General features: G+C 68.7%; 18 protein-coding genes and 3 pseudogenes. 7 read left to right on the top strand and 14 right to left on the bottom strand.

Annotation, left to right across the window (positions count from 1 at the left end; all coding sequences use genetic code 11):
- Window positions 1-114: 114 nt before the first annotated feature.
- Window positions 115-528 carry a hypothetical protein gene (locus tag OG202_RS07940; RefSeq protein ID WP_327730806.1) on the bottom strand — a complete coding sequence of 138 codons (414 nt, stop codon included), beginning with the start codon at window positions 526-528 and terminating at the stop codon, window positions 115-117.
- 402 nt (window positions 529-930) lie between these two features.
- Here OG202_RS07940 and OG202_RS07935 point away from each other — a divergent pair.
- Together OG202_RS07935 and OG202_RS07930 are read left to right on the top strand one after the other, a co-directional pair.
- Window positions 931-1986: pseudogene (locus OG202_RS07935) on the top strand (integrase); the annotation flags it as partial.
- Between the two features lie 35 nt (window positions 1987-2021).
- Window positions 2022-2387 carry a hypothetical protein gene (locus OG202_RS07930; protein ID WP_097251470.1) on the top strand — a complete coding sequence of 122 codons (366 nt, stop codon included), beginning with the start codon at window positions 2022-2024 and terminating at the stop codon, window positions 2385-2387.
- Window positions 2388-2449: 62 nt separating this feature from the next.
- On the opposite strand, the pseudogene OG202_RS07925 reads toward OG202_RS07930, so the two are convergent.
- A pseudogene (locus OG202_RS07925) lies at window positions 2450-2595 on the bottom strand (IS5 family transposase); the annotation flags it as partial.
- Between OG202_RS07925 and OG202_RS07920 the strand changes: the two are divergent.
- Window positions 2590-2963 (top strand): annotated as a pseudogene (locus OG202_RS07920) (transposase); the annotation flags it as partial. The pseudogenes OG202_RS07925 and OG202_RS07920 sit on opposite strands and share 6 nt — an antisense overlap.
- 38 nt (window positions 2964-3001) lie before the next feature.
- On the opposite strand, the gene OG202_RS07915 reads toward OG202_RS07920, so the two are convergent.
- From OG202_RS07915 to OG202_RS07880, 8 genes are all read right to left on the bottom strand, one after another.
- Window positions 3002-4510 carry a hypothetical protein gene (locus tag OG202_RS07915; RefSeq protein ID WP_327730807.1) on the bottom strand — a complete coding sequence of 503 codons (1509 nt, stop codon included), beginning with the start codon at window positions 4508-4510 and terminating at the stop codon, window positions 3002-3004.
- 32 nt (window positions 4511-4542) lie between these two features.
- Window positions 4543-6429 (bottom strand): hypothetical protein, encoded by a 1887-nt coding sequence (locus OG202_RS07910; protein WP_328222551.1) that lies wholly within the window; start codon window positions 6427-6429, stop codon window positions 4543-4545.
- A gap of 90 nt (window positions 6430-6519) precedes the next feature.
- Window positions 6520-8181, bottom strand: a complete 1662-nt coding sequence (locus OG202_RS07905; protein ID WP_328222550.1) for a hypothetical protein — start codon at window positions 8179-8181, stop codon at window positions 6520-6522.
- Window positions 8181-10409 (bottom strand): hypothetical protein, encoded by a 2229-nt coding sequence (locus OG202_RS07900; protein ID WP_327730809.1) that lies wholly within the window; start codon window positions 10407-10409, stop codon window positions 8181-8183. Before OG202_RS07900 ends, OG202_RS07905 begins: the two co-directional genes overlap by 1 nt.
- Before the next feature lie 6 nt (window positions 10410-10415).
- Window positions 10416-13694, bottom strand: a complete 3279-nt coding sequence (locus OG202_RS07895; protein ID WP_327730810.1) for a DUF6603 domain-containing protein — start codon at window positions 13692-13694, stop codon at window positions 10416-10418.
- A 789-nt stretch (window positions 13695-14483) separates the two neighbouring features.
- The gene (locus OG202_RS07890; protein ID WP_327730811.1) at window positions 14484-14969 is read right to left on the bottom strand and encodes a hypothetical protein; all 486 of its coding nucleotides are present in this window, start codon (window positions 14967-14969) and stop codon (window positions 14484-14486) included.
- A gap of 152 nt (window positions 14970-15121) precedes the next feature.
- Window positions 15122-16111: a site-specific integrase gene (locus OG202_RS07885; protein ID WP_327730812.1), complete on the bottom strand. Its 990-nt coding sequence runs from the start codon at window positions 16109-16111 to the stop codon at window positions 15122-15124.
- A 246-nt stretch (window positions 16112-16357) separates the two neighbouring features.
- Complete coding sequence (locus tag OG202_RS07880) at window positions 16358-17059, bottom strand: sugar nucleotide-binding protein (protein WP_327730813.1); 702 nt, start codon at window positions 17057-17059, stop codon at window positions 16358-16360.
- Between the two features lie 409 nt (window positions 17060-17468).
- On the opposite strand from OG202_RS07880, the gene OG202_RS07875 reads away from it, so the two are divergent.
- Window positions 17469-17990: a hypothetical protein gene (locus OG202_RS07875; protein WP_327730814.1), complete on the top strand. Its 522-nt coding sequence runs from the start codon at window positions 17469-17471 to the stop codon at window positions 17988-17990.
- Window positions 17991-18017: 27 nt separating this feature from the next.
- On the opposite strand, the gene OG202_RS07870 is transcribed toward OG202_RS07875, so the two are convergent.
- From OG202_RS07870 to OG202_RS07855, 4 genes are all read right to left on the bottom strand, one after another.
- Window positions 18018-19136 carry an SGNH/GDSL hydrolase family protein gene (locus OG202_RS07870; protein ID WP_327730815.1) on the bottom strand — a complete coding sequence of 373 codons (1119 nt, stop codon included), beginning with the start codon at window positions 19134-19136 and terminating at the stop codon, window positions 18018-18020.
- 473 nt (window positions 19137-19609) lie between these two features.
- Window positions 19610-20791, bottom strand: coding sequence for a phytanoyl-CoA dioxygenase family protein (locus OG202_RS07865; protein WP_327730816.1), 1182 nt, complete (start codon window positions 20789-20791; stop codon window positions 19610-19612).
- Between the two features lie 87 nt (window positions 20792-20878).
- Window positions 20879-21103 (bottom strand): hypothetical protein, encoded by a 225-nt coding sequence (locus tag OG202_RS07860; RefSeq protein WP_327730817.1) that lies wholly within the window; start codon window positions 21101-21103, stop codon window positions 20879-20881.
- A 23-nt stretch (window positions 21104-21126) separates the two neighbouring features.
- Window positions 21127-21321: a hypothetical protein gene (locus tag OG202_RS07855; RefSeq protein ID WP_328222548.1), complete on the bottom strand. Its 195-nt coding sequence runs from the start codon at window positions 21319-21321 to the stop codon at window positions 21127-21129.
- 406 nt (window positions 21322-21727) lie between these two features.
- On the opposite strand from OG202_RS07855, the gene OG202_RS07850 reads away from it, so the two are divergent.
- From OG202_RS07850 to OG202_RS07840, 3 genes are read left to right on the top strand one after another with little or no spacing between them, the layout of a single operon-like run.
- Complete coding sequence (locus OG202_RS07850; RefSeq protein WP_137982132.1) at window positions 21728-22054, top strand: PadR family transcriptional regulator; 327 nt, start codon at window positions 21728-21730, stop codon at window positions 22052-22054.
- Window positions 22051-22407 (top strand): DUF1048 domain-containing protein, encoded by a 357-nt coding sequence (locus OG202_RS07845; protein ID WP_129771882.1) that lies wholly within the window; start codon window positions 22051-22053, stop codon window positions 22405-22407. Before OG202_RS07850 ends, OG202_RS07845 begins: the two co-directional genes overlap by 4 nt.
- Window position 22408: 1 nt before the next feature.
- Window positions 22409-22735, top strand: a complete 327-nt coding sequence (locus tag OG202_RS07840) for a DUF1048 domain-containing protein (protein WP_326584413.1) — start codon at window positions 22409-22411, stop codon at window positions 22733-22735.
- Window positions 22736-22763: the final 28 nt, after the last annotated feature.

The following is a 22763-nucleotide window of genomic DNA, read 5'->3' as shown; positions in this document are numbered from 1 at the left end:
AGGACTGGTACTGCCCTGCGGCGACCATCCCCACTTCACTACCGAACTCTCCACATCAACCGGAGACGCTCGGCACGGCTACTTTGGCTCTGGCCGAGCGTCCACCCTCTACTCTCAAGCAGATGTATCAGGCGACACGATTTCCCGAATGCGCTCCAGCTTCTGCTCGGCGGTCAACGCTTCGGAGTCGCCGCCAGCAACGCCGTTGAGGATGGACCGAACGTCCTCATCGAGGTAGTCCCGGGGGTCCAGAACGATCTCAATCACCTGACACCGAAGATCACCCTCGGAGGCATCGAAGATCCACACCGACTGCTCTTTGCGGGGCGTCTCATTGTGCTTGGGATCAAGTGGAGCGAGTGGGAAGTACCCCAGGCCAGCGTCCTTGATCGCCTCCGCCACCTCGACCAGAACCCACTTCCCGAGCTTCCCATAGCCGAGTTGCTCGCGAAGTTCTCCCAGCGTCGCTTTAGTCAGTCCACCTTCGGCACGGCACCGCGCCGCGATCACAGCCATCTCGTCAGACATGCCAACGCCCCCCATCAAGTTATGCCGCTACCGCCAGACATAACCTTGACGCCTACCCACACAAGATGTCAACGGATCCATGGATACTATATCTACTTGATCTTGAATATAATTAGTTTTGCCTGTTCACAGGGGTCCGCTGGCTTCCATCCGCTCCGAACCACCGAAGCTCAGCCCCAGCGCTCGCCGCAGGGTGCACCTTCGCCGAGTCGCAGGAGGGGGGCGCGAGCATGGGGCAAGATCAGGAAGAGGTCTACCGGCACAGATGAACGGACCCGATCTCGCAGTTCTCTGGTGACAACGAAGGCTCTGGCCTTGGGCTCCTCCACCAACGCGTCGGGCAGACGATCGGGCCGCGACCACAGACAGGGAGGAATACTGCACGGTTGGAATAACCCCCTCCCGCCAGTAGTTCAAGGGCTACGGACAGGCTGCTGCCCCGATCCAGAACCCGGCGCCCAAGGCAGCGCCAGTCGGCATTTGATCCGCAGCCAGCACTACAAGAACGTCGTCGACGACGACGGCAACCACATATCCGCCGGCGAAGCTCGTGAGGTCCCCTGGGTCGCCATCACCCCAGTCGTTCACGCCATCCGCGTCCTGGAGCGCATGGTCCCCGACGGCGAGCTCCTCTTGAGCGCTTCTCACCACGACTTCGCCTTCCAACGCGGCCGGCACGGGGCATTGAAAGGCAGCGGGCTGAACAAGCGCATCGAGGACTTCGTGGCCTGGGTCAACCAAGAGGCACAGGCCCAGGGCCTGCCAGGCCAGGACATCCCCGAGGACCCTCATGGCGCGATCGGAATGTCTCGGTTCAGACGTAGTCTGGCCTGGCACATTGCCCGGCGCCCCGGCGGCCTGGTCGCACTGGCCATTCAGTACGGGCACATGCGCACCGTCCTGGACGCCAGAGTTTCCAGCGGATACGGCTCTCGCAGCCGGAGCGGAATGCACTCCGTCCTCGATGTCGAGACCGCCTTGGCCGCCGCTGACACCGCCGCCCGCCTCCGCGACCGCATCGCTGCCGGCGAGAAGGTCTCCGGGCCGGCCGCCCGCCGGGCTCTCATCGCCGCAGCCACGACCCCACGGTTCGAGGGCCGCATCGTCCCCAAGACGTTCGCGAAGAAGGCAGCCGCATTCCTCGCCCGGGACGGCGTCGTCCTCTTTGACAACCCCGACGCCATGCTGATATGCGCATTCAAGCGGGAGACCGCGCTCTGCGACCCCGAGCCAGGAGCAACAGCCCCACGGCAGTACGCCTGCCAATCCGGTTGCGGCAACACAGTTCGAACCGACTCCCATGCCCGGCAGCTGCGGGAACGGGCCGACGAGATCGACCAACTCGCGGCATACTCGCCCGGCCCGCTCGGCAAACGCTTGCGGCACAACGCTGACAAGCTCCGCACCATCGCCGACACACACGACGCTACCGCCCGACCTGCCGAGGCTGCCGCGTGAACCAACAGAACGAACGCACCCGCATCCGCGAGGCCATGGACCGGCTCCTGAACGGGCAGCCCACAGTCTCCAGCGGGAGTCTCACCATCGTCGCGCTCGCCGTCGAGGCTGACGTCCACCGCATGGCTCTCATGAAACGGCATGCCGATCTCAAGAACGAGTTCTACGAGCGCGTCCGCACCGAGACCAAGCAGATGCCGGAAAGCGAAAAGCGACTCCGCGAAACCGTCTCCAAACTGAAGAAGACTCTGGCCAATAAGGAAGCAGAGCTCCAGGAGCTTCGTCAGCAGGTGACCCTGCTGACCCTCGCCAGCGCAGTTCTCACCCGGGAGAAGGAATCCGAGAGCGAGCCTTCTCCCGTCGCGGACAACGTCGTCCCATTCCGACCACCGAACCGCTGACCACTCCGCCTACAGAGCCGCCCCGGCCACCGTCACACCGGGGCGGCTCCTCTGCGTCTGGCACGTTGGAGGATTCCGAGGTCGATACCTAGGGCGGCTGCGTGCTCGACGAAGTGCTTGCGGTAGCCGCCGTCGACCCAGATTTGCGAAGGCTGGGGTGGTCGGCGGCGGCCTGCTCCAGGAGGGTGCGGCCAGCGGTGGAGTCCTGGTCACCGCCGCCAGCGTCTCCGACACCGCGGCCGGTGTCACCTTACTCACCCGCATCGCCGCCGCCCACCCGCGCGTCACCAAGGTCTGGGTGGACGGCAGCTACCGCACCACCGCCATCGACCACGGCGCCCGCCTGGGCATCCACGTCCACCCCGTCTAACCCCGGGGCGCGTCAAGGGGTTCACGGTCATTCCCAGACGCTGGACGATCGAGAGGAGCATCGGGTGGCTCATGCACCACCGCCGACTCGCCCGCGACTACGAAACCCACCCGCACCGGTTCGGAGCCATGGTCCACTTCGCGATGATCGACCTCATGGCCCGCCGCCTCACCGGCGAAGCCACCCCCAACTGGCGCGGAACCTGACCTGGGATCAAACACACCTCACAGGGCGAAACGCTCAGTCAGTCATCCGCCGAGCGGATGTCGCCTCCGTCGGGTTCAGCGATGGTTCCTTGGCCGTCCGAAGCATCGTTCACGCTGCTGCGGGAGTCGTAGTAATGAACTCGCCAGGTGGCGTTGGAGTAGTTCCTACTGCCCCCGTAGACGTTGTTATGGGAACCGGTCTCACAGTAGAGATAAAGCTCCTTGTTGTGGCTGTTGACCTCCAGCTTGATGCGGTCACCGGCGCGGATAGCCCGCTTGCCGCCGACGGTGAGATTGTCAGTGATGGTGACGTTGTTGCCGGGCAAGACGTTGACGTGGCTGTTGATTTTGAGCGGTTCGCCGTACGGGCCGCGGAGGTCGGCGATTCGGACGGTCCCTGTCCCGACGGCGTTGAGGTTGCCGTTGGCGGTGAGCGTGCCCCCGACGGTGACGTCGCCGATGGTCGTGATGCTGTTGTTGAAGGTGCTCGCCCCGGTGACGTTCAGGACCGCGTCGACCTTCAGGCCCGCGGGCTGGCTGACCCGCAGCGGGTTGCTGCCCGCGCCGCGCACCGATCCGGCGACCGTCAGGTCCTTGGCGGCGTTGGTGAGGCTGACGCTGTTGGCGAACGTACTCGCCCCGGTGACGTTCAGGGCCGCGTCGACCTTCAGGCCCGCGTTCTGGCTGATCCGCAGCGGGTTGCTGCCCGCGCCGCGCACCGATCCGGCGACTGTCAGGTCCTTGGCGGTGTTGCTGAGACTGACGCTGTCGGCGAATGTGGCCGGGCCCTGGACGGTGAGGTTCCTGACGACGAGGTCAGGAATGCGTACGGTGACCGCCGTGGTCAGGGTGTGGGTGAGGGTGACGCCGCCGGCTGTGACTTCGGCGCGGAGCATGAAGCCGGTGACGGTGGTCAGACCGCGCGGGGTGGGCCAGACACGTTCCTTGTCGAGGGAGACTCCGGCGGGGGTGTCGCCCCAGTGCATCGTGTACTTCGCGTCCGAGCCCTCCCAGCGGAGCACGGCGACCTCACCGTTCTCCACCATGATCTTCTCGGGCGCGAAATTCCGGAACACGAACCCGGCCGGGAACTTGTCCACCACGACCTCGGCGTCCTTGTTGGTGAAGCTCCCGTTCGTCCTTGACGAACTCTCGACGATGGCGATGGAGACCTGACCCGCCGTGCGGTTGACCGCGATGTTGGACAGGGTGAGGGTGACGATCTGCCCGGTGAACTGCACCGCGCGGGCCGGGGTGAAGGTGATGACCGCGAAGCCGCCGGAGACGGTGGGGGCGGACGGCGTCCAGCCGGTGCTGGCACCGGTCTTGATGTCGGCGCCCTCGGTGGTGAGGTGCTCGGCCCCCGCTCCGACCGGTACCCGGACGGTGATCTTGTTGCACCAGGCCGACGTGGTGATCCCGCCGCCGACATTGATGTTGACGGAGCCGTACTCGGTTTCCTCGGCGGAGCTCACCCGCAACGGCGTCGGGTCGGTCGACGGTTCGTACGGCAGCAGGTTGGTGGCGTTCACCATGACAACGCTCATGCAACAGCCCTTCTGTTAACGGAGGTTCGGGACTACTTCTCGGTCGCGTCGAGCAGCAGGTATCCATACCGGGCCTCCGCCTGCGGATCCCCGAAGTGCGCCGCGGAATCAGCAGGAACGATCGGCAGTTCCACCCACTCGGTCTCCGACCCGCGCGGCTCAGCCCAACTCCACGCTCCGTGCCACGACGCGGGCTGCGGCAACACCACACCTGCCTCCGTCGGCTCCTCCCCCGCCCGCGCCCGCCGGGCTTCCTCGGCCTTGTCGACCCGCTCGGCCGCGAGCAGCGGGCCGAGCCGGAAGGACGCCCGGATCCGCCGCATCGCCTCGGACACCAGGTCGTCGGGCAGCTGGACCTTGGTCACCGGGAGGATGTCCGTGGTGGCATGCACCGCCGCGTACGGATCCATCAGCAGCGTCAGGTGGTGCTTCACCGGCTGGTCCGGGGTGCGCGCGGGCACGGCCAGGCCGTGGCCTTTGTCGATCGGGGTCAGATAGCCCCCGCCGCCCTTCGGCATGACCGCGTGGAAGAGCTCGTACGAGGTCTCCTGGTCGGGCCCGGCCGCCCCGGCGAAGTATCCGATGAGGCCGTCGCCGAGCCGCTTCTCGTTGCCGAGCCGGACCGGCCAGCGGTAGCCGTCGTACTCCTCTTCCGACTCTCCAAGGACCTGGTCCCAGCTCGGGTTGCTCAGCAGCGGCCCTTCGAGCTCGACGCCCAGATCGGCGCGCACCAGTGCGAGCGGGCGGCCGATGAGCCGCAGCGGAGAGCCGTCCTCCTGGGCCGCGTCGTCGAGGATGGTGTCGAGGGTCTGGTCGATGGTGTCGAGCAGACCGGTGAGTGCGGCGGCGGGTTTGTCCTTCAGGGTGCGGACGAACCGGGCCAGGTGCGGCATGGCGTCCTCGAACTCCTGGGCGTCGACGTCGGGATGGGGCGAGCCGGGGAGCGGTAGCCACACGCTGTCGTCCGCGCCGTCGATGTCCTTGACGACGCGGAGTTCGCCGAGACAGACGCCGTCGGGTCCGTGGACGACGAGGGTCTGGTCGAGATGGTTGAGCAGCAGCCAGCCGGCCAGGGGGTTTTCCGTCGTGGCCGCGCGGGCCATCGGCGACAGCCGCTGTCCGTCCACGGCGCGCACGGTCTCCAGCCGCACGCGGGCGCCCTGGAGGAGACGCGGGCCGAGCTGGACGAAGCGGGCCGTGCCGATGAGGTCCTCGTGCAGGACGCTGTCAGGGGCAACGCTCTCCGCGAGGGTGAGGGAGACCTGTTCGTAGTTGCCGCTGTTGACGATGTCGTAGGTACGCCCGAAGCGGTCGACGATGCGCAGGTCGTGAAAGGTGAACTGGCCGGCCCGGACCGGCTGGAACGGTGTTCCGGGGTCGTCGGCGGGCGGCTCGAGCGGGCCGCCTTCCGGGACGCTCTGGATGTCTCCGACGAGCCTGGCGACGGCCTCGGGCACGTGCACGGTGGTCCTGGCGGTGCCGTCCTGCTGGACGAGCCAGTCGTGGAAGCCGTCGAGGCGCTGGGAGAGCATTCCGGGGTCGCCGAGTTCCTCGCGCAGGGCGAGTAGGCCTTCGGTGGGAGCGCCGGAGTAGGTGTCGAGGTAGCGGTCGATCTGCTTCTGCAGGACGAACGGCGCGCTCGGGGTGAGGAACGCCCGGTTCTTGAAGGTGAGCCAGCGCAGGTCGGCTTCGCCGCCGCCGGGCTGGGCTCCCCGGCCGGACCATTCGTAGCGGCTGCCGTTGAAGGCCCAGTAGGTGGTGTCGCCGGCCTGGAAGGGCGTGGGGCAGTACTTCAGTTCGTATTCGAGGTGCATGGGCAGCCAGGGCTGCCGCCACGGCGCGGTGTGCTCGGGGACGGGCCCGGTGACGGCGGCGGGGTCCTTGAGCGCCGCGTCGAGAGCGCCGGGGACCCGGGCCACCTGGTCCAGGAGGGCGAACTCGGCGAGCAGCGGGGTGCAGGCGTCGGGGAGTCCGGCCAGTCCCGGGCTGGGCGGAGTGGTGGGCCGGTCTTAGGTCGTGCCGCTGACGGTGATCCGGGTGATCAGGGCCTCGGGAAGGCGGCAGGGCAGCGGGGTGTCTCGGGTGAGGGGTTCCTTGGCGCCGGTGTCCTTGATGAGCACGACCGGGTCGGCGGGGCGGTAGTAGGACTCGCGGGCGGTGCGCTCCAGCTGGTAGCGCGGGTCGAGTCCGCGTTCGGTCGCGTACTTCCCGATGTCGGCCGCGAGTTCCTCCGGGGTGCCGCCGGTGGGCAGTTGCCTCAACAGCGCGAACTGTTCGTCGAGCAACGCCTTGGTCCGCCCGGCCAGACTCGTCGCATCGCTCTCGTTGAGCTGGACATCAGCTGCGGCGTCGAACCCGGCGGGGTGCTCAGGGGTGAACGCGGGAACCGGCTTGTTGCGCAGCCACCAGATGTTCCAAAGGCGCTGCTGGGAGCGGCGGAGCCGGGGCGTGAGGTCGTCGTACTGCCGTTGGACGTCGTTGAGTTCGGTCAGCCATCCGGGTTCCGGCGGTGGGGGCGGCAGCTCGTCGTCGCCTTCGACGGGGCGCGCGGTCACCTTCCAGACATGGCCGCCGTCGGAGCCGGAGAACCAGGAGTGATGGGTGAGGGTGTCGAGGTCCTCTTCGCCGTCAGCGGTGTCGAGTGTTTCGAGGGTGCCGTGGAAGAGGGAGCGTACGAGGTCCCCGGTGCGCGCGGACCGGGTCTGGCGGGCAGCCAGCCGGCCGAGGGCTTCGGCGCTGCTGCTGCCCAGCGTGAGGATCCTGCTGAGCTCGATGTTGCTCGGTTTGTCGGACTCATTGGTGGCGCCTTCGCGCTGCCAGTCGACTCCCAGCGCCGAGCCGCTGTAGAGGGTGCGGTCCAGGGCGTCGGCGGCGGTGCCTTCGGGGGTGCCCCAGCCGAGGGCTTCGAGGAGGTCGGCCGTCCCGTCCGCGCCCGGCGGGAGCAGGCCGGGCACGGACGCGGCGCGGGTGAGGTAGTCGAGTGCGTCGTCGCTGTACCAGCCGACGACGAAGTAGCTCAGCGTCGCGTCGGGCGGGTAGTTGTCCAGGTCGCCTTTGAGGTCCTCAAGGGTGTCGTGGATGGAGAACACGTCTTTGTTGTAAGGCTGGTATGCCGCGAAGCCGGGCAGTCCGGGCCCGGCCGCGGTCAGGTGCGGCTTCTGGGCGGGTGGTTCGGTCCACGGCGCCTGGGTGAGGTCGTGGCGGCGGCCGAGGAAGGTCAGCTCCAGCGGAGCGCCCTCCGGTGAATCGGGGTTCGGGTGCTTGTTGGTGCCGTAGAGGTCGTTGCCGTCGGCGTCCTGGACCGGGCGGCTCTCCAGGTAGTCGCTCTGCACGATCCACCCGACGGCCTTTCGGTCCGCCGCCGCCTCTGTGGTGCTGTAGCGCACGACCAGCCAGCGGTTGGGGACGAAGGGGAAGGTTGTCTCACCCGTCGTCTGGTCGTAGTGCCCGTTGGCCAGCGCCTCGGGCAGCTGCCATTGGACATAGATGCCTTCGCTGTCCGGGCCCATGGTTTCGGTGCCGACGCCGGGGGGCGGTTCCGCGCCCGCGCCTTCCTCGATCATGGCGTCGAAGTTCGGTGTCCACCGGTTGAAGGTCTCGGTGGTGCGGGTCAGCCGGTTGACGACAAGGGCGTTCACCTTGACGGGGACGATCAGGTCCGTGGCGCTCATCAGGCGGTCTCCGTCCGGGCTGCGGTGCCGGTGGTGCTGAGGATTTCCTGTTCCAGCGGGGCGTTGACGAGTTCCAGGGCCAGTTGTCCGGGGTCAAGATCGGTGAGGCCGAACTCCTGGGCCAGGGCGGGCACCAGGCCGCCGGTGCCGAACATCTGAAGCACCGCGGGTCCGGCGTCCGGGTCGGAGCGCAGGTGGAGGTCGAAGAGGCTGCCGGTGGCGGGGTAGTAGGTCTCCAGCGGGGTGCCGATCGGCGGGTCGGCGGCCAGGCTGCGCAGGCCGAGGCGGTTCCCGGAGTCGATGCCGTAGTGGATGCCCTGCCCCGGTTCGCGGATGACGACCTTGTCGGGTACGCCGTCCCAGAGGACGAGCAGGATCCTCTTGTCCGGTTTGGCGCGGCGCAGTTCGGTGAGGACGGTGCCGTCCTTGAGGTAGGCGTTGACCTTGATGTCCGGCCAGGCGGGGATGAGTTCGGAGTGGATGAGCAGCCCGCCGGCGGCCCGCTTCGCGCTGCCCGACCGGGCGGTGGCCCGGTTGAGTTCGGGGGCGAGGCGGCTGTCGACGGAGGTGTGCACGCCGACGTCGGCGGCTCCGGCGACGAGCGCGTCCAGCCAGCCCTGGTCGAGGCGGAACATCCGCAGGGATTCCAGGGGCAGCATGCGCGGGTCGGGCACGAGGTGGTGGAACGGCACGCCCTGGAGCAGGCCGAGGCGGGCCTGCCAGGCGGCGATGGCCTCGGCGTTGCGTTCCGCGGTGGTCCGCAGCAGGGAGACGGCGCGTTCTTCCGCGAGGACGGACCTTGACTGTGTACGTGTCACTCTCGGCCGCGGTGTCCTGCGTCCGGCGTCATCCGGGAGCTGGGGGCTCTTGAGCCCGGTGCTGAGCCGCTCGCGGAAGCCTGCGGAGGCGAGTTCGCGCAGCGCGCCGAGGGCGGGCGGGGCATCCGGGTCGACCGAGGCGCGCGCCGGATCTCCGGCCAGCGCCATCAGCGTCGTCGCCCGGTTGGCGAGTTCGCGGCGGGCCCGGCCGACGGCGGTGGTGTATTCGGGGTCGGCCAGGCCGATGGTGCGACCGAGAGTCCAGGCGACGGCATAGCTGACGTCGAAGATCCCGTGCACGGGCTCGTAGATGAGTGCGTGGTCGGAAGTGGTGTGCGGGCCGGGGCTGTGCTCGGTGGGCACGTCGAAAGCGGTGACCGGGGTGGCCGGGCCGCGGTACCAGGCGAAGGTGCGTTCACCGGAGAGGGTCAGCTGCGGGACGGCGGTGTAGCCACGTGCGAGGCGGTCGCGGACGTAGTCGTCCTCGGGGTCGTCGGTGACCGGTGCGGTCACCGGCAGGCGCAGGGCGAGTTCTTCGGGGTCCTCGGCGCCGGGGGCGACGAGGTTCTCCAGCAGCGCTCCGGGGTCGGCGGCGGGCCCTTCGCTGCTGGTGAAGCTCCAGCTGTGCAGCGAGCACAGGCGGACGGCCGTGGTGCCGCCGGGCAGGGTGCCGGACAGGCGGCCCTCGAAGCCTTCGAGGGAGACGAGGTGGACGGCGTAGTTACCGGGGTGGTGGGGGAAGCGGTTGGCGTTGACGACCGCGTACTCCCCTTCTTCGAGGACTTCGCCGTCGGCCCGGGTCTTGTTCGCGTCGACGACTTTGCGGACGTGGGCGAGGTAGTACATCTCGTCGTCGCGCGGGGCGACCGCGTTGAAGAGGTCCGCCGGGACGTCGATGGTCCGGCACTTGCTTCGGGCCTCAGCCTCGTCGACGCCGCCGGACGGCAGGTCCGGGCCCTTGACCCCCGCCTCGGCGGGGTTCCGCAGCTCCTCGACGGTGCGCAGCACGGTGTCCCCGGACGCGGCGGGGTCGTCGGGCAGTTCGTTCTCGCCAAAGACGAGCAGGGCGAGCCAGGGCGGGCGGGCCGGGGGCTGCTCGGCGCGGGTTCCGGCGAGGTTGCGTTCCCAGGGCAGGATCGACCGGCTGAGGGTGATGTGCGGCAGGGTCCGGGTGTAGGCGCCGGTGCTCTCGCGCGGCGGGTAGTAGGCGTGGACGGACGCTTCGCTGAGCACGAAGCGGACGGCCTTGATCTCGAAGGTCTCCTCGGACGGGAGCAGCTTGTCCTGGGCGTCCAGTTCGCCGCCGGGGTCGCTGAGGGTGTTCTTGACGACGACCCGGTAGTCGCCGGGGGTGGCACGCGGGATCAGGTGGTCGAGGAAGTGGATGCGCAGATCCGGTTCAGCGGTCACGGCCGGTCACCTCGTCGCGGTGGTGGTCAGGGGCGGGGTGGTCAGGCTGCGGCCGGCGAGTGCGGCGTAGCCGGTGAGCGGACTGTCGGTGTCGGCGCCGGGTCCCGCGCCGAGCCGGGCGAGGGTGCTGAGCACGGCGGTGCGGCGGTCCTTGACGGTGTCGGCGGCGACGGTGTCGACGATGGTCCGGACGCTTTGGTCGTCGGCCCGCGGCTCGGGCCCGGCGGGGTCGGACACGCGCAGGGGCATGCGACCGTCCGGGAGTCCTTCGTACGAGAGCGCCTTTGAGGTGACGGGCCCGGTGTCGGTGCCGTAGTCCGGCTTGGGGAGGGTGATCCTCAGTCCGGTGAGGCGGTTTTCGAGCAGCTGGTCGCCGTCGAGCGCATCTCCGGGTTTGGCCAGGGGCTTGCCCCACAGGCCGGGGGCGACCGTGCCGGTGACCGGCTTGACCACCCAGTGATGGTCGGTGGGGTGGAAGGTCGTGCCGTCCTTGGTAATGGTGACCCGGTGGGCGGAAGTGACACCGGTCTTCCGCATGGGGCGGATGTCGATGCTCCCCTCGTCGGACTGCTTGATCAACCGTTCGTTGATGTACAGGTGCGAGGCGGGGATGCCGGCTTCGGTGGTGAAGGTGAATCCGGCCGAGGAGACGAGGGCCGGTTCCTTGGCAGCCGCGCGCCGGGCGATCTCACCCTGATCGGCGTCGGCGAGCAGGCCCTCGTTGGGGATGACCCGGACGGGTGCGGGGATCTGGGTGCGGAACTCGGGCCAGTCCACGGCGGGGGTGCTGTCGCGGGAGGAGCCGAAGCCGAAGCTGAAGGAGATGAACCAGAGTTTGACGGTGGCCCGGCCCCCGAAGGGCGGCAGCCACAGGTGGAGGTCGATGCCGACCTCGACGGAGATGCGGACCCGGACGAACCAGACCTTGATGGTGGCCGCGACGCCGATGCTGATGCCGAGCCGGACATCGAGGTAGAAGGGTTTCCACTGGACCAGCACGTCCAGGTGTGCGGTGAACCACGCGGAGAAGATGCCCTTGTCGTAGACGGCGGCCAGGCGCCCGCCGAACATGAACGCGGCGGGGGTGATCGCGGCGTAGGCCTCGGCCCGCACGGTGATGTCGCTGGCCGGGGACCACACGAACCCGAGTCGCTTGGGCCGGGGGTAGTGCGTGGGGACGTTGTAGGCGGGGTGGTAGCCGCCGAGGCTGATGGCGAAATCCCCGGCGCGGCCTCCGCCAGTCCAGACGTAGACGGCAATGCCACCGGTGAGTTCGATCGACGGGTCGAGCACATAGCTGCCGGGCAGCAGAGCCACGTCCATGGACAGGCAGTGCTCGGCGGAACTGAAGCCGAGGCTCAGGCCGATGTTCACCCTGGCGATGGCCCGGGCGTTCGGTTTGAGGGTGCGCGGCAGGCTGACGGAGGTGCGGCCGAGCAGCATGGCCTTGACGGAGTCGCCGAGTTCGATGACGGCGAGGGCTTTGGTCTCGATGAAGCCGAAGCTGGTGAACTTCACTCCGGCGGCGATCCAGTACTGGCCCTCGGTGGGGCGGATCCAGCCGGTGGGTCCGGTGAGGGCCTTGAGCGCGTCCTCGGGGGTGTACGGCGTCGGGGCGGGCATGCCGGGCAGGGCTTGGGCCGCGTCCAGCCGTGCCACCAGCGGGAATTCGGCGAGCTCGGCGCCGGTGGGGACCTTCTTGAAGGAGCTGTTGATCCCGAATCCGGCGGAGAAGCCGGTGACGGTGAAGGGCGGCGGGCCGAAGACCGAGGCGCCGCCGACGAGGGAGATCTCGCCGTAAATGAAGACTGAGTGCCAGCCTTCGACGCTGCGTGCCCACACGGCCTGGGCGCCGAGTTCGACCGCCATCGCCTGGACGAGGATCAGTCCGGCGAGTTCGAAGTCGAGGGTGGAGTCGTCGGGTTTCTTGTTGAGCAGGCCGCCCTTGAGGCCAATGAGCCCGTCGGCGGCGGTGGCTTCGATGTTCATGCCGTGCAGGAAGGGCAGCAGCGGGAAGCCGCCGCTCATGCCGACGTAGAAGCCGAGTCCGGCGACCTGCCAGGTGAGAGAACCGACCGTGACCTGGCCTTGGAGCTCGATCAGCAAACCTTTTTTAAGGTCGTAGCGGAACACGATCGCGGAGAGGTAGACCGGCCCGAACTGCTTGCCGATCACGAACTCGTATTCGAGCTTCGGCTTCTCCGGGCTCTCCGGAGCCGGTCCGAACTTCGGCGGGACGGTGATCACCAGTGCCGGGGTCGGATTGCCCATGACCGCGAGGTAGGCCGCCGCACTCACGTTCTTGCCCAGCGGGACACCTGCCGCCTCGTTCACCACCGGCAACTGCTGGAGCGGGCCGAGGTTGTACTCCGTGACGACCCGGTTGATCTTGATGACATCTTCGGCGTTGAGGTTCTCGGAGACGTACATGATCTGGAGCGCGGGCAGGGACAGCAGCCCGTTGCCGATCATGGGTCCGACCACCGGCAGCCCGGAACCGTCCCAGTCCGTGCGGACCCGGACCATGGCGACGGTGGTGGCCTTGGGTTTGCCCTCCTGATCGGTGCGGCCGAGCGCCGTGGTCCGCAGCACCAGCAGTTCCACGGGATTCGCGCCGGTGCCGTGGTCCACCGGCGCCTCGGCGGTGACCATCAGGTTGTCCGTCTTGCCCATCGGGTGCTGGTGCAGCTGAACCCGCTCCAACCAGTGGACCAGCGGTCCGGGCAGTTCGACGCCGTACTCGCCGAGGGCTTCGAGCAGCGGGGTGATCAGCAGCGGCGGTCCGTCGAGGGGTTGGGCCGTGCCGATGGACTCCTTGCGCAGTTCGGCGCGGAACTCCAGCGGGTCGGCGACCGCCCCGCCGAGCTGGAAACCCACCCAGGGCCCGGTGCCGGGGCACCGTCCGGCCGCGGCCGCGGCCTGTCCGGCGGCCAGCAGGACCCGCAGCGACCGGCCGCCGGACAGTCCGGACAGGTCGACGCGGGCGACGGCGGTCTGGAGCAGCCAGGTCGCCGGGCTCGCCTCGAAGAGCAGCGCGTCGACCGCCCTGCCGGTGGCGAAGAACCGGGCGCTGGCCGGCATCTCCTCACCGGCCAAAGTGACTTTGCCGGTCACCGTCAGAGCGGCGCTGTCGGCAGTCGCCTCAGTGAGGGTCAGAATGCCGCTCGGCAGGTGCTCCAGGGACTCGGCCTCGCCGCTCAGCCCGAGCCGCCCGGTGTCGAGCTCGAACGTACCGGCACCCCCCGCCGGGAACAGTGCAACCAGTTCGTCGACCGTCAGCGCCATGGGTGACCCCCGCCTGTGGACACGGTTGGGTGAGGCGCCCGCGGAAATGCGGGGCCCCTGTGCCGTTACGGAAAATAATTAGGCGTGGGGCACGGAAACATCAATACGGAACGTGCGTGTGGCACAGCCATCCGGCCATAACGTCTGGAAAACACCGACCAGGAACCTGGAAATGGTCACCTCTCGCCCGTCAAACGCGCTTTCATGTGCGGGGATTCAGGTATTTTACGGGCCGCCGAAAGCGGACACCTAATCGAAGGGCCGTTCGGAGAATCGATTTAGTCGGCGCATTTGTAGACGACCGAGCCCGCTGCCCGCAGCCCGCTCCACTTCGCCATCCGCCGTCTCGAATGAATAGCCGAATCGCGGGATTCGGCCATGTGCCCCCAGGGCAGCGTCAAAGTCAGTTGATCAGGTAGCGGGGCGGTCCAGACCGACGAGCGGATGATCCGACCGGGAACGCTCGGTTTGGACGTGCTCCTCCGCTTCGGGGACCGCGGGTGGCAGAGCTGCGTGGACCCAGGCGAGCGGGGCCGCCTGGTTGCCCTTGGCCGACAGGGCGCAGTCGGCGTGACGCTGTTCCAGCAGGTAGACGACGGTGCCGCGCAGGTGGAAGGCGGGGTCGACGTTCTGGAACCTCCGTCGGGGTGCTGCTACAGGTCAAACTCCAGGTGCTCGATGCCCGTGAACCGGAACCTCGTCCACGCTGTCAGCACTACCTTGGGTGCGAGAGATGCGACAGGCGCGTGGGAGGTAAGTAGCCCGCAGCGAACCGTGCCTGACAGGCATCTACTGATTGATCAGGGGCTCTGCAGTATCCGCGGCGATCAACCGGCCGTTCTCGACCATCAGCCGCTGGTTGACGTTACGGAGTGCCTGCATGGCAGTCTCTGCTTGACGGCCGGTTGCGAGTGCTGCGTCTCGTTGCGCGCGCAGTTCCTCCATCTCCGAGTCCCGCGGCGAGGGGGCGTTCATGCCGTCGCGGAGGCGGGCACCCAGGTCGTTGGCGCGTAGCGTGCGTAGCTCGTTCTGGATCTCGTGAAGGGTCCGTTGCAGGGCGGCGTTCTGTTCCAACAGCATGCGGTTTTCGACTTCGAGTGCTGCCTCCTTACGGGCGGTTGCAGTTGCTGCAGCTCGTGACGGGTCCTGAGCGAGATGGGCGCGGACGGCCTCGGCTGCGACTTTAAGATCGCGGCGGCGTTGAAGGTACTGCGAGTTGACGGCGACCCGCCGGGTGATCTCCGCGTCGGAGAGGGCCTGGCGGCTCTTGCGCATCGCGGCCAGGACGGCGAGGACCCGCTGTCGGCATTGTTCGCTGTCGGCACGGCGCCGTTGAACGGCGGCCGCCCTGCCCGCGTCGAGGACTTCGGCCCGACGGGCGGGGATTGGCACCCGGCCTGGTTGCCTGTGCGGGGTGGCCGGGCGCGTCATCCCGTCGTCGATTCGGTGACGATCGGGTCGACGGTCGGCTGGTCTAGACGCTGCTGCCCGGCCAGAACCGCCGCCACGGGGATGACGGTGAGAAACCAGTCTCTGGTGTGGAGCCAGGATTCCACCGTGGTCCTTTTCTCGGGAGTGAGGGAGCTGATGTCGGCTTCGCATTTGCCGACGCGTTCGTCGATCTGCTGAACCTCCTGGCGCAGCAGCTCCAGGCTCGCCGCGCTCAACGGTCCCGCGGTAAGCACGCCGCCGTAGGCGCTCTCCAGCGCAGCGAGCTGCTCCGCCTTCCCGGCGCGCAATTGGCGCAGCTCGGGCAGGTGGGTGAAGTCGGTGGTGTAGAAGGTGCAGGAGAAGCAGCGGTTGTACACCGGGCAGCCGTGCCCGTCGGCGCGGACGTTGTTCATCTCGTGGCAGCGCCCCGCGGGGACGGGCACCGAGCCTACGCCCGCGCGGATCCGGTCGGCCATGTCGTCGTCGGGGATGCGGGCGCGGATCCGGCCGCCGGTGAGGTCGAACTGGTACTTGGCGGCGATGGCGCGCACCGCTTCCACCCGCCGGGGGTGCGAGGGCCGGTAGTAGACCTGGGTGGTGGAGGGGTCCTGGTGGGCCATGAGGACTTGCAGGATGTCGAGCGGGACGCCGGCGTCGGCGCGGAGCTGGGCATAGGTGTGCCGGAAGGCGTAGGGGAGCACCCGTGCCGGGTCGAAGGGCTTGCCTTGTTCGTCGGTCACTGCGAACTGGTCGAGCCAGGTCTGAAGCCAGTAACCGATCGTGCTGCTGTCGTAGGGCCGCTCGCCGAGCGCGTTGGCGCGGGAGCGGCGCGGGGTGGGAAACAGCACCATGCAGGTCGAGCGGGGCCGTCCGTCTTCATGGAACAGGTGCGGGGAATGGCGCCGCAGGTGGTCCTGCTGGCAGGTGATGACCTGGGCGTCGCTGGGATGGAGCGGGAGTTTGTGCCGCCAGCGGACCTTTTGCATCGGGCCGGCGGCGCACCGTCCCGTCCGGGTCCTCCACGTCGATGTCGTGCCACTGAAGGCAGTCGAACACCAGGTGAAGGGTGGATATCCGAGTCCAGGGAGCGCCTGGCGGTGGCCCGAGCCGCCCTCGGCGTCAGTACTGAGGACCACCAAGACGCACGTCCCTGACCGCGAGCTCGCTCTCCCGCACAACCCTACGACTGCTTGACAACGACGATTGGGAATCAGTCACAGCGTCTCGGATCCTCAGAGCACTCCACAGAATGCGAACAGATGAACTTGACAGGGAACGTGCCGGGTGAGGGCGTCCGGCCCGGCGATGTGCCGCATACCTCCTGCCCCGGAAGCGGCCAACTCCAGCAGAGCGGCGGCCAGGTCGGCCACATGCACCGGACAGCGCACCACGTCGGTGAACAGCACGCCGTCACGGGTCCCGGCCACGAGGTCGTGCACATGCCGTTCATGTACGGAGAGCGCGGGCCCGCCCCCGATGATCAGCGAGGTCCGCACCACGACCGCGTGCGGCGCCAGCAGCCGGACACCGGCCTCCGCCGCGGCCTTCGCGGCACCGTAGGGCGTGACGGGGTCCGGCAGGCAGGTCTCGTCGTAGCGGCCCCGATCGCCCGAGAACACGGCGTCGCTGGACACATGGACCAGACGGCAGCCCCGCTCGGCCGCGGCCATCGCCACCCGGACCCCGCCCTCGGCGGTGACCGCCCAATCGGCGTCGCCACTCGACACGTTGACGACGACCGAGGGAGCCACTTCCGCCATCACCCCGGTCACCCGCGCGGGGTCCCGGACGTCGAGGGAGTGCCAGGAGACGCCCCCCGCGGTCTCCGGCGGCCGGGTGGAGTAGGTCGCGGCCGTCTCGTGTCCCGCCGCCCGGGCCCGCCGCGACAACTCGCCGCCCAGGAACCCGCTGCCACCGATGATGAGGAGCTTCATGGTGGGACACGGTAGGGGGTGCGCGCCGTACGGTCCGGCGGGCGGGGCCGACGGTGGCGAGGCCGCCCGCCCGTTCCGCGACGAGCGCCACGTTCGCCCCCCCGCCGCCGGGGGACGAGCGCCACGCTCCCCGCGGCCGGGCGGGCCGGTGGCTGACGTCCGCAGGTCCCGGTGCCCGCGATCGTGGCGCCCGAACCCGTCCGCCCGGGCGGGCAGTTGTCAGCGGTGCGACGTCGTCACCTCCCATGCCGGGTCGCCCGCGATCTCCGTCGGTGACGTCCCGGTGAGTCGGTGCGCCAGGAAGATGTGGCCCAGCACACGCCCATTCCGTGGCCTGCGCCATTTCCCGGCGCGCCAGTGCATGGCTACGTTGTGCAACGCGTTCCCCAGAACCCACGGATGGCCCAGCGTGCTCACGGATCTCTCCCCGCTCATAGCGGCGACCACCCAATGGCTGACGCGCGCCTATCCGGCGGGCGGCGGCGCGCTGGACGGGGCGCTCTCCGAGGCGCAGGCCCGGCAGGCCGTAACCGTGGCGGCCTGGCTCCGCTATCCGACACCGATGGACGCCGCCCTCGTCGGCGTGGCGGGGCCGGGCGGCTCCGCCCGGCTCGACTGGATCACCGGCTGCGACGAGGACCCGGCACCCGACGAGTACGCCTGGCGGACCTGGGTGGACGAGGTCGTCGCCAGCTGGGCGGCCTGCCTCCTGGCCGACCCCGAGCTGGCCCACTCCGGCGTGGCCGCCCTCACCGACTCACCCCACACGGCCGTTGCCCCCGTGGCCTTCCGCCGCCTCCTCGCCCCGGACGAGTCCGACCGACGGGCGGCCGCACTCCTGCGCCACCCCGACCTCCTCGCCCCCGTCGCGACCCTGCACCACGCCGGACTCCTCGACATGCTGAAGCCGGGGCAGCCCCTGACGGCCTGAGCCCGCGCGGCACCCCGCCGAAGCCGGCTACCAGCGCAGCGGCAGCCCCGCGAGATGCTCGTCGAGCAGCCCCGAGATGATGCGATGGTCATGGAGCGAGGGGTGCCAGTCGCAGCCCAGGTGATCGAGGGCGGGGTCGTCGTAGTACCAGTGGCTGACCCGGCCGTCGCCCTGTCGGCCGCGCTCCTCGACGATCCGCAGGGTGGCCTCCGCGAACGCGGTGGTGTTCCAGAGGTGGGCGGCGGCGACCACGAGGAACGTCCTGGGCCCGTACCGGGCGCGCAGCCTGTCGAGGAAGCCGTGATAGGCGCTCTCATAGGAGGCGACCAGCTCGGCCGTCGTGCTCCAGCGCTCCCCGGGGTTGAGGGGCGTCGAGAAGTCGTTGATGCCGAGCCCGACCACGACGACCTGCGGACACCAGCTGTGCGGCTTCCGCCAGACGTCGCCCTCGACGTTCAGCAGGGCCCGGTCGTAGTACGTGCGAAAGTCGGTCCCGGGATCGCCGCCGTTGTAATTGCGGACCATTCCACGGCCGGAGAAGGCGTTGATCTGGTAGTCGGCGTCCAGTTTCCCCGCGGTGAGCGCGCCGAACGCGAGATCGGCATTGCTGTTCCGGTTGACCCCGCCGTTTCCGGAACAGTCCCGGATCTCGGAGACATTGCCGTAGCCGGCGGTGTACGAGTCGCCGATGAACTCGATCTGCCTGCTCCGCGCCCGGGGTCTCGCCAGGATCGCGCCACCGGAAGCCGCGACGAATCCGCCGAACCGGCCGGCCGCCCACGGGCTCTCCGTCCGCTTCACGACCCGCACGCGGTGTCCGCCGTCGGCGAGACCGTCGATCCAGGAGACGGTCCGGCCGGGGGTGACCAGGGTGGCGACGGTCGTTCCGTCGACCTGGACGTCGTAGTCGTTGTCGGCGTCGTCGAGGACCACCCCGACACCGGTCCCTCGGAACCTCCCCTCGAAGTACACGCCGGGCCAGCCGTACTGAACGGTTCCGTCGGCTGCCTTCTTGACCCGGCCCACCGTGTGGAACCGGGCCGCCCGCACCTCGGCGGCCTGCGCGGGGGAGACGACGGTCGAGACGAGGCCGGCCGCGGCGGCGGCGACCAACGTCCGTCGGGATAACTGGCGAGGGGTCTGCATGGCCGTCCCTTCGACACAAGAAATGTGGGAGCGCTCCCACCGTGCACGCACTATCGAAGGTGGCCGTCCCGCGCGCCGCCGTCAACCCCTCGCGACGACATCCGTCACGCGCGTCCGCGACCGTCCGGCGGCCACACGGGCTCAGTGCGCGGTCGCCGTACGGGGGAGGCAATGGAGACCTTGGAGGCTGTGGAGACCTCGGCCGACCGCCCCCAGTGGTCAGGGCTGGTGGCTGAGATCAGCTGTGGTGTGCAGGCGTACGCATGCGTCGGCCCAGGCCTTCGTGGCCGAGCCCGGGGCGTCTCGGCCGTGCACCGGGTCGTAGCCGTAGCCGTAGCCGTGGTCGTGTCGCAGCGTGGGGCGGTGCCGGTGAGGTCGTGGACGAAGCGGTGCGGGGTACCCATCGGGTTGCCGTGGGTGTCCAGGCGCCGTGCGGCCTCCGCTGACGTCAGGGGGGCCGCCAACTCCCGGGGTCACGAGCGCCCTCGGCGCCGTGCGCCCGCCTCCAGTTCGCGGCGCAGTCGCTCCGGGGTCCAGGTCTCGCTGACGGCCTGCCAGAGCAGGTCGGCCTGCGCGGGCGGCGCGAGGCCGTCGACGGGCGGGTCGAGGTCGAGGTCGGTGGGGAAGGCGTAGCCCTCGGCGGTGGCGGCGACGACGCGGCGCAGCCAATCCTCCGGGGCGCCCTCGGACTTGCGGTGCAGCAGGACCGGGAAGAGCGCGTGCGCCATCGCCCCGCGGTCCACGCTCTCCATGGCGCGGCCGAAGGCGGAGGAGATCTGGAGCAGGTTGGCCATGCGCCGGATGTCCGAGGAGCGGTTGTGCCCGGCGGCGTGGAAGAGCGCGGGGTTGAAGAAGGCCGCGTCGCCCTTGTCCAGGGGGAGTTGGACGTGGTGGGCGTCGAAGTACTCGACGAACTCAGGGAGTCGCCAGGCGAGGTAGCCGGGCTCGTACTTCTGGGAGTGCGGCAGGTAGAGGGTGGGGCCGGACTCGACGGGCATGTCGCAGTGGGCGACCGCACCCTGGAGGGTGAGGACGGGGGAGAGGCGGTGGACGTGCGCGGGGTAGGCGGCGGCCTGCCGCTGGGAGAGGAAGCCGAGGTGGTAGTCGCGGTGCGGGCTCTGGGCGGCGCCCCCCGGGTTGACCACGTTGACCTGCGAGGTGACCTGGTAGGCGGGGCCGAGCCAGGCCTCGGAGATCAGGGCCAGCATGTCGTTGGCGTAGTAGTCGGCGAAGACGTCCGGGGCCCGTACGGCCATCTTCTCCAGCGCGTTCCAGACGCGGTCGTTGGCGCCCGGCTTCGCGAAGTGGTCGCCCCGGGCCGTACCCGCCGCGCGCTCCTCCTCGATCAGTTCACGGAAGGCGTCGGACGCCCGGTCCACGACGGCCGGGTCGGTGAACGCGCCCTTGAGCACGACGATTCCGGGGCCGTCCAGCAGGGCCCGGACCAGCTCGGTCTGTATGGTCCGACGGCCCTCCGATGTGGCCGTCAGAGCGCGGAGCCGTTCGCTGTCGTAGAGCGGCACGTTCCGATCGACCCGCTCGGCCGAGGGATGGTCGGCGGGGTCGGTGTCCTGCTCGACGAGTGCGCGGAACGTGTCGAGATCGCAGTCGGCCTCGGACAGCCAGGTCCGTGACACCGCGGCGATGGGGGGCATCGCGGCTCCTTTCGCAGCCCTTGTGTCTCTGTCAGTCTGAGGAGCTCGAACCCATCATTCAATGCGCGGAAACACATCAAAAAGACCTCACGAAACGTGGGACATGGGCGAGGCGGCACCTGCACGCGATCGGGATCGACGTCGTCTGTCGGACAGCAGTTCTCCGGTGCGCGGGTGGCGGGCGGTGAGGTCCATCGCGGAGAACGCTCCGTCGTGGATGTGTAGCGCCACCTGGTCGCGGTGCAGGACGTCGAGCACGTCGAGGATGTGGCCGGTACCGCGTACGAGGCGGAACATCTCGGAGATGTGCACGGTGTCGCCCGGCCGCGCGTATGTCAGCAGTTCGCCGAACTTCGGCCGTTCCGGGGGTGGAGGCGGCTGGAGGTGCCCGCGGTCTCCTCGAAGACGACCGGATCTTCGATCCCGGCCTCGGCGAGGACGAGGTTCTGACGGTCGGTCGACTGCTGGTCGGTCGACACCCGCTTGTGGACCAGGTTGGCCATGCTGCTCCCCGTGTCGGCGGTCGTCATTCGACCCTGGCTGTCAGCAAACCCTGTCATCATCCTTCATCGGATCTGATTGGATCGGCGCCGCCGTCGGGCCCGGGGAAGTCCGGGTTCATTGGACACGCGGGCTGCCTGCCGTCATTCGTTCGTTTACCGACAGCCGCAAGCCGGCCGGCAAGCCACCTTGGGATGTCGAGGTCGGGGCATTGCGGTGATGACGTACGAGCCCCCGCCGACTATGGAGCCAGGCCGATGGGGCAGACGCAGACGCAGACGCAGCCGCAGCCGCAGCCGCGGAGCCTGGGCCCTCGCAAGGTCGGCCCCGGGTCCGTTCGCGCCAACCGGAGGCGCTGTCGCCCTCCACTACTCAGTGATACCGTATAGTGGTACTCGGTACTACGTAGTACCGCTAGGCCGAGGAGGATTCGCGATGGACGACCTGACGGAGATGCTGAAGGGCACGCTCGAAGGGTGCGTGCTCGAAATCATCGGCAGCGAGGAAACCTACGGGTACGCCATCACTCGTCAGCTGAACGAGCTCGGCTTCGCCGACGTCGTCGAGGGGACCGTCTACACCATCTTGCTGCGACTGGAGAGGAACAAGCTCGTCCAGGTGACGAAACGACCATCTGGGGTCGGTCCGCCGCGCAAGTTCTACTCGCTCAACGACGCCGGACGCGAGGAACTCGCGAAGTTCTGGGCGAAATGGCAGTACGTCTCATCACGCATCAACAAGCTTAAGGAGGGCGGGAGATGAACTTCTGGGAGAAGATCACAGGCAGCGATCTCACCAGGGAATGGAAGGCGTTCGAAACCCGGGCCGAGGTCCTGCCGGACGACTACCGGGCGGCGTGGGGACAGATCATCGCCCACCTCTTCCCCTATGGGGACTTCACCGGTCGCAACCTGATGCCGATCCTCGACGCCGCGCTGGGGCTGCTCGAAGTAGCAGCGGCCGACGGGCAGAGCGTCCACGAGGTGCTCGGCGACGACATCCCAGGCTTCTGCACCGCGCTGGCCGGTGGAGAAGGGGCTCGAACCTATCGCGACCGGTGGCGCGAGCAGTTGAACAGGAACGTCGCAAAGAAGCTGAGCCGGCTGGGAGGCTGACGTGAGCATCCAAGACATCATCGAGGGCAAGAAGCAGTGGCGGGCGCACATGGCCCGGGTCAAGGTGCTCCCGCAGGACTACCAGATCGTCTACAAGGAGATGCAGAAGTACCTGTTCAAGGTCGGCCCGATCGACCTGCCTGACGGGCCCCTGCTCCCCGGGATCGTCGACTTCTTCGAGGAGGGCGCCGCCATGGGAAAGGGGGTCCTGGAGCTCATCGGCACGGACGTCGCCGCGTTCTGCGACGATCTGATCAAGGACTCACGCACCTATGCGGACGTCTATCAGGAGTCCGTCAGCGGGGAATCCGGCACGGCCGAGAAGTAGCACTCGTCGCCTTATACCAGTCGACTTA

The organism is Streptomyces sp. NBC_00310 (assembly GCF_036208085.1).
Lineage (GTDB): Bacteria > Actinomycetota > Actinomycetes > Streptomycetales > Streptomycetaceae > Streptomyces.
Note: the sequence above shows the minus strand (reverse complement) of the source record. Positions and strands in the feature narration are given on the sequence as shown.